Raw genomic sequence first — 10,422 nt, 5'->3', positions numbered from 1 at the left:
CGGCACCGGGGGGGGGGCGGCCCCACTGTCCCCGGCGGCGGGGGGGGCCGCCCCCCCCCCACCCCCCGCCCCCCCCACCCCGCACGCCGCATGCCTCGCAATCGAAGGACCGCACGATCATGACCGACCCGATCCGCGGCACCCGCCATGGCTCCGCCCCCGCCGCCCTGTCCGTACTGGACTCCGCCATGACCGGCACCGGCCAGACCGCCGCGGAGGCGCTGGCCGGCAGCATCGAACTCGCCCGGCTCGCCGACCGGCGCGGCTTCACCCGCTACTGGATGAACGAGCACCACGCCATGCCCGGCGTCTCCACCTCCAGCCCGCCCGTCCTGCTGTCCCGGCTCACCGCGGAGACCGACAGGCTGCGGCTCGGCGCCGGCGGGATCATGCTGCCCAACCATCCGCCACTGGTCGTCGCCGAACAGTTCGGCATGCTGGACGCCCTCGCCCCCGGCCGCATCGACGTGGGCCTGGGCCGCGCCCCGGGAACCGATGAAGCTACGGCCGCCGCCCTGCGCCGCGGCGCGAGCGGCGACGAGGACTTCCCCCAACAGGTCCTCGAACTGCTGCACTTCCTCGGCGACGACTTCCCGGCCGAGCACCCCTACGCCGACCGCGTGTACGCCGTGCCGGGGCCTGCCCAGGACCGGCTCAACGGCGTCACCCCGTCCACCGGCCGTCTGCCGGTGTGGCTGCTCGGCTCGTCCGGTTACTCGGCGCAGCTCGCCGCCAGGCTCGGCCTGCCGTTCGCCTTCGCCGCGCACTTCAACCCGCGCGATGTCGTGGCCGCCCTGCGCCTGTACCGCGAGCGGTTCACTCCGTCCGAGGGCCTGGCAGAGCCGTATGCGCTGGTCAGCTTCACCGTCGTTGCGTCCGACGACGAGCGTGAGGCCCGTCGCCAGGCCGGCACCCTCGCGCACGCCATGCTCCGCATGTTCCAGCGCAAGTCCTACCTGCTGCCGTCCCCCGAGGAAGTGGACGCCTACACCTACGACGCCGAGGAACGCCAGGCCGTCGACAGCTGGCTGAACCATGTCCCGCACGGCACCCCCGAACAGGTCACCGCCCACCTGGACCAGGTCCAGCGGGACTCCGGCGCCGACGAGCTCATGATCGGCAGCGTCGGCCACTCCGTCCGGGCGCGGCTGCGCTCCACCGAACTGATCGCCGACGCCTACGGCATGCCCGACAGCCCGCGCTGACGCGGGACGGATGGAGCGGCCCCTTCACCACCGTTCAGCGCCAAGTCCTCCTGATCTCCCGACAGTTCGCGTGGCCGCCGTCCTCGCCCTGTCGTGCAGCCCGTCCTGTACGGCCGTACACCCTCCTGACCGAGGACACCACCACGGGCCTGCGGCCACCGGATCGACGTCCTCGCCCTCGACTACGCCCGGTCCTCACCGCGCTCGGTGTCAGGCCTGTCAGGGCCGCTTCGTCCTGGGCCGGCACATCAGGACCGCCGTGGGCAGCGAGATGCCCCTCGACCACGACGACAAGCGGCAACTGACGCACGTCACCGACCGGTTCCCCCGCGCCCTCCCGTCCCGCGCCCACCTGACCGCCGCCTGACGACCACCGGACCGCCCCGCCCCGTAACCCGCGGCAACCCGCGGCCCCGGCCTCCCGGCAACCCGAAAGTACGGATCACATGGTCCACCCACCCACCCGCACCCCGCCCACCGTCACTCTCGCCCCCGCCCCCACCAGATCCGCGGTGCAGAAGCGCACCCTGATCGTGCTGCTCACCTCCCAGGTCCTCAGCGGTGCCGGCCTCGCGGCCGGTGTCACCGTCGCCGGGCTGCTGGCCGGGCAGATGCTCCACAACACCTCGCTGTCCGGACTACCCATCGCCCTGCTGACGGCGGGCTCCGCCGTCGCCGCCGTCATCATCGGACGCGTCTCCCAGCGCCTCGGCCGCCGCCCCGGGCTGGCCGCCGGATACCTCACCGGCGCCCTCGGCGGTGCGGGAGTCGTCGTCGCGGCCGAGCTCGCCAGCCCCACCCTGCTGTTCATCTCCCTGTTCCTCTACGGCGCGGGCACCACGTCCAACCTCCAGGCGAGGTACGCAGGAGCCGACCTCGCCGCACCCCATCAACGCGCCCGCGCCACCTCCACCGTCATCGTCGCCACCACCGCCGGCGGCATCGCCGGACCTCTGCTCACCACCCCCACCGGACACCTCGCGACCTCGCTCCACCTGCCCGAGCTGACGGGCCTGTTCCTCCTCTCCACGGTCGCGTTCACGCTGGCCGCGCTCATCCTCCTCGTATGGCTGCGCCCAGACCCGCTGGTACTCGCCCGCACCCTGCCCGCGGCCTGGGACGAGGGCGCCCCCGCAGGGTCCCCAGCCCGGTCCGGCCCCGGACTGCTCGTCGGCGTCATGGTCCTCGTCCTCAGCCAGCTCGTCATGGTCGCCGTGATGACCATGACCCCCATCCACATGCACGTCCACGGCTTCGGCACCGCCGCGTCCGGCCTGGTCATCGCCCTGCACACGGGCTCCATGTATCTGCCGTCGCCACTGGCCGGTCGCCTCGTCGACCGATTCAGCGCCACCGCGATGAGCGTGGTGACGGCCGGCACGCTGCTCACCGCTGGAGTGGTCGCCGCCCTCGCACCCGGCCGCTCCTTCGCCCTGATCACCCTCGCCCTCGTCCTGCTCGGCGTCGGCTGGAGCTTCGGCCTGGTCACCGGCACCGCGATCGTCACCAACAGCACACCTCTGGCCACCCGCGCCAAGGTCCAGGGACTGGTCGACGTCGCCATCGCCGTCGCGGGCGCCGTCGGCGGCCTGGCCTCCGGCATCGTCGTCGCCGCCACCAGCTTCCCGATCCTCGCCGTCCTGTGCGGCGTCCTCGCCTTCGTGGCTGCGCCTGCGGCCATCGTCGCGGCCCGCAAAGGCCCCGCGCACTAGGCGGTGTCTTCGAATGATCATTGTTGATGAATCTCGGTGTCGTGATACGTCGCCATGAACTGTCCTATGCCGAGTGGGAGTTCGCCCGGCCGTTGTTGCCCGAGTCGTTGCGGGGGCGGAAGCGGCTGGACGACCGTAGGGTCCTGAACGGGATCGTGGGGAAGTCGCGGACCGGGACGGCCTGGCGGGATGTCCCCGTGCGTTATGGGCCGTGGGTCACGCTGCACACGCGTTTTCGCAGGTGGGCGGCGGACGGCACATTCGACCGGATGCTGCGGGCCGCGCGGGCGAAAGCGGACGCGGCGGGCGACATCGAGTGGCTGGTGTCAGTCGATTCCATGGTGGTCCGGGCCCGTCAGCATGCGGCCGGGGCCCGAAAAGGGGGCTCCGCGACCCGGCCCTCGGCCGGTCCAGAGGCGGTCTGACCAGCAAGATCCATCTGGCTTGTGACGGGCAGGGCCGTCCGCTCGCTTTCGTCGTGACGGGCGGCAACACCAATGACTGCACGCGGTTCACCACGATCGTGGACGCGACCCGGGCGCCCCGGATCGGACAGGGACGGCCCCGAGTCCGACCCGATCATGTCCTGGGTGACAAGGGCTACAGCTTTAGGGCGATCCGCACCTACGAAGCAGCCATCACCCTCGCCTCACTCCTGATGTGGGCTGACATTTGACGACAGAACCTAGGGCTCCGCGCGCTCCTGGCGGGCGCGCTGCTGCGGTTCCCGCATCGCGGGGACGGGCTTCCGTCCGCCCCCGCGGCTCGCGTCCGCGGCCCGGCAGGCGGACCGGAGCCGGTCGAGGGTCGCGATGAGGTCTACCGCCTCTCGGTCGTCGAGCAGTGGGGCGAAGCGGAGGCGCAGCTCCTCCTCGAAGACCTCCAGTGCCTGCTCCAGCTTCCCGCGCCCGGCGGGGGTGAGCTCGACGATGGAGGAGCGCCGGTCGTCGGGGTTGGCGCGGCGCGCACAGTAGCCGGCGGCCTCCACCCGGTCGGCCACCTTGCTGGCGCCGCCGACGGTGATGGCGAACTCGTCGGCCATGTCCTGCACCCGGCATCCGCCCGTCCGGTCGAGCAGCCGCAAGATGTCGAGCCACGTCATGGGGAGATCGCATGCGGCGCGCAGGGTCGCATCGACGCCATTCCACAGCTCGGTCTCCAGGCGGATCACGCTGTCGAACAACAGCTTCAGGTCAGCCATGATCCGGCCTACTTGCCCCAGAAGACGTCTTCGGCGGCCGGGTCGCCGGAGAACAGCCATACCTCGGCGATCTTGCCTTCCTTGATGCGCAGCAGGTCGACGCCGTCCATCGCCATCGACGCCTTGTCGTGGCGGCCGGTGAAGTGGATTGTGGCGGCCACCAGCTCGCCGTTCCCCATCAGGGCGTGGACCTTGTCGATGGCGAACGAGCCCTGACTGGCCTCCATCATCCCGCCGAGCATCTGGAACACGTCGTCGCGCCCCTTGCGGACGCCGGAGAACCGGTTGGCGCCCGGCTGATGCCAGACGACGTCCTGGTCGAGAAGTTTGCCCACCGTGTCAAGGTCGCCGGTCCGGATGGCCTGGAAGTAGGAGCGGGCAACGTCGATGTTCGCCTCGGGCATGGTGCTGGTCCCTTCGTGTGGTCGCCCGGTCTGCAAAACGGACGAATCTTGCCCTATTGAACGTCCAGCAGAGCACATGCATTCCATGGAAGCAACTTCTGTGGAATGTGATCCCAACGGAGGGACTTTGTCGCCGGGAGCGCCACCCAGAGCCGTGGGCGACTACTCCCATAAAACGTCGTGCTGTTCGGCGCCCACGTTGTGACTTCCTTGTCTGTCTGAGGGTGGGCGCCGGCGCGCACCCCTCGGGAGCCGGGCGGCCCGCGTCGGAGTGCGGAGCCGTGCCGGAACGGCTCAGGGCGATCGCGGCGGTGTTTCGCTCGTCCTGGACTGCTCGGCCCCAGAGCAGGAGAACGCCGAGCACGGCCAGCAGCGCGGTCGGGTCCAGCCCCCCAGGACTCCAGGGTGAGGAAGAGCTTGGAGGCGCCGTTGCGCTCCGATGGAAGTCCCGCTCAGCGCGCACGCCAGGCCGAAGCCGGCGTACAGGACCGCCCACAGCACCGTTGCCCTGCCCACCCAGCGCGGCCATCGCTGCCACCAGGTGCTCCAGAGTGCCTTCATCGTCCGTTCATCACTGGTCATGCTCTGAACGTCGCCTCGACTGCGGCGGCGTGGCGTCGGCCGCCGGAACGATCCCCCCAACCGGGTGAGCTCAGCGGTTGCTGGGGTGGGCATCTCGGTGAGCGATTCCGTCCCAGCCCCGAGCGCCGGGTGGGGAGATCCTGCCGAGGAGCGCTGCTCTGCCACCGTGTCGCCGTCGACGGAGAGGGGCCAAGGCGTTCACCCCGTCAGAGTGTGAAGTGGACTGCTGCCGCCCAGAGCAGGAAGGCACAGGTGAGCAGGGGCCCCAGGGGCATGCCGTGCTGGGCGGAGGTGGATGTGGTGGTGGGGCGCAGGTCCGGGTGGTGGAGGAGGGGGCGGAGCGTGGCCACGGTGCGGGCGGCGGTGGGGCGGCGGCCGAGGCGGCGTTCGAGCCAGGACCAGCCGACGGGGGACAGGCTCGCGTCGTGGTCGCCCGTGGTACCGATCTGGATGCGGTCGTGGTGGGCGTTGACGGCGGTGATCTCGTCCCAGGGAAGGCGCCGGACGCGCCAGGCACTCCGCAGCCACAAGCCTCCGCTGTCGGCGGTGATGCGCCAGCTCAGAGCGGTGGCGGCCGAAGTGATGAGTCCGACGAGAAGGCCGACCGCTATCACCCACTGCCAGGAGAAGCCCTCTGAGAACATGCCCCATATGGCGGCGGCCTCGAGTGCGAGGAGGGCGATCGCCACCACACGTGACGTCTGGTCGGCCGACTGGACCAGTGGCGACCCCTTGGTGGCCGCGAGTGGACCCCAGGCCGGCGCGGGATGGACCGCCGCGACGATGCACGCCGTGAGAGTTTCGCCCTCCGCTCGTGCGGTGACGAGGGTGAGTTTCGAGCCGCCTGTGTGCGGGGTGCCGAACAGCAGAGCCTCGCGCAGCGGAAGATCCGGGTACTCGTCCGGCTCCTCCTCGTCCGGCTCCTCTTCGTCCTCCTGCAGCGCGTCGACGTACAGCACCGGCCTTTCGCCCGCCCGGTCGTCCGCCGCGTACACCCAGGTCCGGTGGTCGTCCCGGTCTCCGCGGACCAGGACCCTCAGAACCGGCAGCGGCCCGGAGCGCAGGACCGCCGCGCCGTTGGCGAGAAGGGCCAGGCCGGGCACCGTGGTGACCAGGACGAGGAGCTCCCAACCGAACGTGTCGTACGGCTCGGCAGCCAGTCGCACCCAGTCGTCGTCCACCAACACGTCCACACGTGAGCCAGTCTCGTACTGTTCGGGGAACAACACGTCGAAGGTGTGGGTGCCGTCGTCCTCGAAGCGCACCTTCAGGGTGAGTTCGTCTTCGTCCGCCTCCACGACTACGGCGCTGGTCATCGCCGCCGGCGCGGCCCGCTCGTCGTGGTCGAAGGCGACTCGCAGGCCCTGCCACACGGCCAAGGCCGACACCGCGAGCAGCAGCGCGGCCGCCAGGACGAAGGAGAACGGGTGCCTGGAAGCCGCGGTCAGCGGTGCGCGCGCCGCGCCGGCTGCCCCCGCCGCCTTCAGGGCCAGCGACCGCTGTTGCCGCACGGCGCCCACGCGGTGGATCAGGGTGGCCGTTGCGTAGGAGACGGCGAGCAGCAGGGCCGTGTTCGGCACGGACGGTTCCATGAGGGTGCCGTCCACGAGCAGGGACACCATCGACCCGGTCAGGGTGAGCAGCGCGAGACCGGGCCGCCGCCAGAGCCAGAGCAGCGTAAGGAGCTGGACCACCGCCCCCGCCAGACCCGGCCAGTCCGAGGCACAGGGCGTGGCCGTGGAACACACCGGGTAGGGGGCGTCCACCAGCGCCCAGACCGCCGTGGCCAGCAGAGCGAGGAACGCCCACAGCGGGTCGGCCCAGGGACGCGGCGCGGCCTCGCGCCAGCGTTCGGCGTCCCCCGAGTGCCATGCTGCGACGCCCGGCGGTATCGCGTCGGCAACCAGGGGGAGGGGGCCCGGAGAGGGAGAGTTGCTCACCCCGCATTATGGATGCCGCCGGGAGCCGACTGTCCGGGAGGGCGGACCCAGCGTCCCCCTGAGGTGAGCAATCGCAGAGGGAGTGGCCGGGGCTTGTTCGGCCGTTCATGGTCGGACGACGTCCCCGACCCGCCGCACGACGCCGCCCGCGTCAATCCGCCCCGCCTTCAGACGAGGCACAACGGTGGTCCGGACGATGGCTCGTCCGGACCATGCCGTGGGGTGTCTCCGAGCGCTCCTGATCACGCGGGGGCGCGGAGCCGCGCCGCTGGCCGGATCCTCACACCGAGCCGCGCCAAGCGCCTGTCTCCTGCCCACCACGCTCTTCGATGAACGACTTGAACCGCTTGAGGTCGCCCGTGACCTTCCGCTTGACGAACCCGAGCTTGTCACCGACCTGCTCCGTCAACCCGTCGGGGGCGAAGTCCATCTGGAGCATGACCTTCGTCCGGGTGTCATCGAGACGGTGGAAGGTGACGACGCCGGCCTGCCGCGCCTCGCCCTCGACGGTCGTCCAGGCGACGCGTTCGTCCGGGATCTGTTCGGTGATGACGGCGTCGAACTCGCGGCGCACTCCGCCGATCTCGGTCACCCAGTGGGTGAGCGTGTCCGTACGCTGTTCGATCCGCTCCACGCCGTCCATGAAACGCGGGAACGTCTCGAACTGGGTCCACTGGTCGTACGCGGCGCGGACCGGGACCTCGACCTCGACGGACTCCTCGACCTTCGACATGGGGAATTTCCTTCTCGGTTGGGGACGGCTTACTGGGATCCGCGTAACCCGCACACGCGAACTCACACCTCTTCAAGACCTGCGACATGCCGTACTTCCGCACCAGCGCCTGTCGACCCGCCGCGTTGAGGAGGAGTCCGCATCGGCCCGCGCCCTGCCGCCATCTCAGAGCGATACGGTCGAGGTGACGGGAGCTGCCGCGCGGGACGATCGCGGTGATCGTGCTGGCCGTGCTGCGGCACGATCAGCGCCTGGCCGACATGGCCGACCGCAACGACATCTCCACCAACACCGTCCGGTGCTTGCGCGACGAGCTGATCCCCCTCCCGGCCACGAAGACCCTCGCTCTGTCCGCGCCCCGAAAAGGAGCGCCGGGAGGCGGTGCGAGGTCGCCCGATCGGTGTCGGCACCCGCCACCGGGTCGGCCGACGGCGGTCAGCGGCTGAGCCCACCGGGCCACCAGGCCGTGCGGCCGAGGTCCCGTACGAGGGCAGGCACCAGCAGCGAGCGGACGACGAGGGTGTCCAGGAGCACGCCGAACGCCACGATGAAGGCGATCTGTACGAGGAAGGCCAGCGGTACGACCCCGAGAGCCGCGAACGTGGCGGCCAGGACGACACCGGCGGAGGTGATGACCCCGCCGGTCGCTGTCAGTCCGCGCACGATGCCCTCGCGTACCCCGTGGCGCAGGGACTCCTCCCGGACCCGGGACATCAGGAAGATGTTGTAGTCCACCCCGAGTGCGACCAGGAACACGAATCCGTACAGCGGAACCGATGAGTCCGTCCCCGTGAAACCGAAGACGTGCTCGAAGACCAGGGCGGAGACCCCGAGGGTGGCCACGAAGTTCAGGGCCACCGTGGCGACCAGCAGCAGTGGCAGCAGCAGGGAACGGAGCAGACCGACGAGGATGACCAGAATGACGGCGAGTACCACCGGCACGATGAGCATCCGGTCGTGCTCGGCGGTCCGCTGGGTGTCGTACTGCTGCGCGGTGTAGCCGCCGACGAGGGCGTCGGCCCCCGGGACCGCGTGCATCGTCGCGCGGAGACGGGCGACGGCGGCCTTGGCCGCGTCGCTGTCCGCGGCATCGGTCAGGGTGACGTCGACCCGGACCCGTCCGTCGACGACGAGCGGCGAACCGGCCCCCGGCCGCCCGGAGGCGGTCACCGCGGCAGCGGAGTCGACGCCCTCGACGCCCTCCGCGGCGGAGGTCACCCGGGTCAGAGCGTCGGCCCGGGCGATGACGACGGCCGGGTTGCCGGCCCCGCCGGGGAAGTGACGCCCGAGCGTCTCCTGCGCCGCGACGGAGGGCGCGTCGTTGACGAAGATCTCGTCGAGCGGTACGCCCCTGGACTCGAGGGCGGGGGCGAAAGCGGCACAGGCGAGGAGGCCGGCGAGGGTCGCCGCCCACACCTTCCGGGGCGCGCGGTCCACCAGTGAGGCGATACGTCGCCAGACGCCGTGGCCGCCCCCGGATTCGGCCGACCGTGGCCGGGCGGGCCAGAAGGCGGCGCGGCCGAGCAGGACCAGGACGGCGGGCAGGAAGGTCAGAGCGCTCAGCATGGCGCAGACGATGCCGATGGCGCCCACCGGACCGAGCGCTCGGTTGTTCGTCAGATCGCTGAACAGCAGGGCGAGCAGACCGAGCGCCACGGTGGCCGCGCTGGCCGTGATCGCCCCGACGGACTGCCTCAGCGCGGCGCGCATGGCCGGCCCGCGGTCCCCCTCGCGGTGGACGAGCTCCTCCCGGTAGCGGGCGGCCAGCAGCAGCGCGTAGTCGGTGGCCGCGCCGATGACCAGGATCGACAGGATGCCCTGCACCTGGCCGTCCACACGGACGACGTCGTGGTCGGCGAGGACGTACACGACGGCGCAGGCCAGCCCGAGCGAGAACACCGCACCGACGATGATCACCAAGGGCAGCAGCACGCTGCGGTACACCAGCAGCAGGATCAGCAGCACGGTGATCAGGGCGACCGCGAGCAGCAGCCCGTCGATGCCGGCGAAGGCGTCCGACAGATCGGCCTGGGCGGCCGCGGGGCCGGCGAGCCATACGGTCGTTCCCGGCACGGAGGAGGCCGCGTCGTCGATCCGCTCGAGCGTGGAGGGCAACTCGTCACCGAGGCCGGGGCGGAGCTGGACGACTCCCCGCAGGGCCTGCCCGTCGTCGGAGGGGAGGGCCGGGGACGGCGTGCCCACGATGCCGGGCGACCGTACGAGCGAGGCCAGTGCCCGCGTCGCCGCCGCCTGCTGCCCCGCGTCGAGCGAGCCGCCGGGGGAGGAGGTCCAGACCACGAGCGCAGGGAGCGTCTCGTCCTGCCGGAATGCTCGCTGTGCCTCGATCACTTGGGTGGATTCGGCGCTGCGGGGGAGGAAGGCGGCCTGGTCGTTGGTGGCGACCTCACCGAGCTTCCCGGCGTAGGGACCGAGGCCGCCGCCGACGGCGAGCCAGACGAAGAGCAGGACGAGGGGCAGCAGACGGCCTGCCCATTGCGTGGGGCGGGACATGGGTACTCCAGGGGAACGAGGTATCTCAAGGAAAAAGAATCTCAATCATTGAGATAAATTGAACCATGGGCGTGATGATGTGCGGGCTCAGGTCGCCATCGGTGCGTCGCTCGGACGCCCGACGCCCGATGGCC

At 71.0% G+C, this 10,422-nt stretch carries 7 protein-coding genes and 1 pseudogene; 3 read left to right on the top strand and 5 right to left on the bottom strand.

Features of this window, described 5'->3' with window-relative positions; translation table 11 throughout:
* Positions 1–119: 119 nt before the first annotated feature.
* The 3 genes and pseudogenes from ACIRB4_RS29035 to ACIRB4_RS29025 all read left to right on the top strand — a co-directional run.
* Entirely contained in the window at positions 120–1,205 is a 1,086-nt protein-coding gene (locus ACIRB4_RS29035) for an LLM class flavin-dependent oxidoreductase (protein WP_403295274.1), read from the top strand.
* A gap of 446 nt (positions 1,206–1,651) precedes the next feature.
* Entirely contained in the window at positions 1,652–2,917 is a 1,266-nt protein-coding gene (locus tag ACIRB4_RS29030) for an MFS transporter (RefSeq protein WP_403295272.1), read from the top strand.
* A gap of 41 nt (positions 2,918–2,958) precedes the next feature.
* Positions 2,959–3,539: pseudogene (locus ACIRB4_RS29025) on the top strand (IS5 family transposase); the annotation flags it as partial.
* A 63-nt stretch (positions 3,540–3,602) separates the two neighbouring features.
* On the opposite strand, the gene ACIRB4_RS29020 reads toward ACIRB4_RS29025, so the two are convergent.
* From ACIRB4_RS29020 to ACIRB4_RS29000, 5 genes are all read right to left on the bottom strand, one after another.
* Positions 3,603–4,118 carry a MarR family winged helix-turn-helix transcriptional regulator gene (locus ACIRB4_RS29020; RefSeq protein ID WP_403295270.1) on the bottom strand — a complete coding sequence of 172 codons (516 nt, stop codon included), beginning with the start codon at positions 4,116–4,118 and terminating at the stop codon, positions 3,603–3,605.
* An 8-nt stretch (positions 4,119–4,126) separates the two neighbouring features.
* Complete coding sequence (locus ACIRB4_RS29015; RefSeq protein WP_403295268.1) at positions 4,127–4,522, bottom strand: nuclear transport factor 2 family protein; 396 nt, start codon at positions 4,520–4,522, stop codon at positions 4,127–4,129.
* Between the two features lie 788 nt (positions 4,523–5,310).
* Positions 5,311–7,044, bottom strand: coding sequence for a hypothetical protein (locus ACIRB4_RS29010; RefSeq protein ID WP_403295266.1), 1,734 nt, complete (start codon positions 7,042–7,044; stop codon positions 5,311–5,313).
* A gap of 280 nt (positions 7,045–7,324) precedes the next feature.
* Complete coding sequence (locus ACIRB4_RS29005) at positions 7,325–7,777, bottom strand: SRPBCC family protein (protein ID WP_403295264.1); 453 nt, start codon at positions 7,775–7,777, stop codon at positions 7,325–7,327.
* 435 nt (positions 7,778–8,212) lie between these two features.
* Positions 8,213–10,288, bottom strand: coding sequence for an MMPL family transporter (locus ACIRB4_RS29000; protein WP_403295262.1), 2,076 nt, complete (start codon positions 10,286–10,288; stop codon positions 8,213–8,215).
* Positions 10,289–10,422: the final 134 nt, after the last annotated feature.

Source organism: Streptomyces sp. NPDC093600 (genome assembly GCF_044764755.1).
Taxonomy (GTDB): domain Bacteria; phylum Actinomycetota; class Actinomycetes; order Streptomycetales; family Streptomycetaceae; genus Streptomyces.
The sequence above is the reverse complement of the archived record's forward strand: the minus strand, read 5'-3'. Positions and strand labels throughout refer to the sequence as shown.

Coding starts and splice junctions, on each gene's coding strand:
- ACIRB4_RS29035 (WP_403295274.1), top strand. CDS start 120: ATGACCGACCCGATCCGCGGCACCCGCCATGGCTCCGCCCCCGCCGCC.
- ACIRB4_RS29030 (WP_403295272.1), top strand. CDS start 1,652: ATGGTCCACCCACCCACCCGCACCCCGCCCACCGTCACTCTCGCCCCC.
- ACIRB4_RS29020 (WP_403295270.1), bottom strand. CDS start 4,118: ATGGCTGACCTGAAGCTGTTGTTCGACAGCGTGATCCGCCTGGAGACC.
- ACIRB4_RS29015 (WP_403295268.1), bottom strand. CDS start 4,522: ATGCCCGAGGCGAACATCGACGTTGCCCGCTCCTACTTCCAGGCCATC.
- ACIRB4_RS29005 (WP_403295264.1), bottom strand. CDS start 7,777: ATGTCGAAGGTCGAGGAGTCCGTCGAGGTCGAGGTCCCGGTCCGCGCC.
- ACIRB4_RS29000 (WP_403295262.1), bottom strand. CDS start 10,288: ATGTCCCGCCCCACGCAATGGGCAGGCCGTCTGCTGCCCCTCGTCCTG.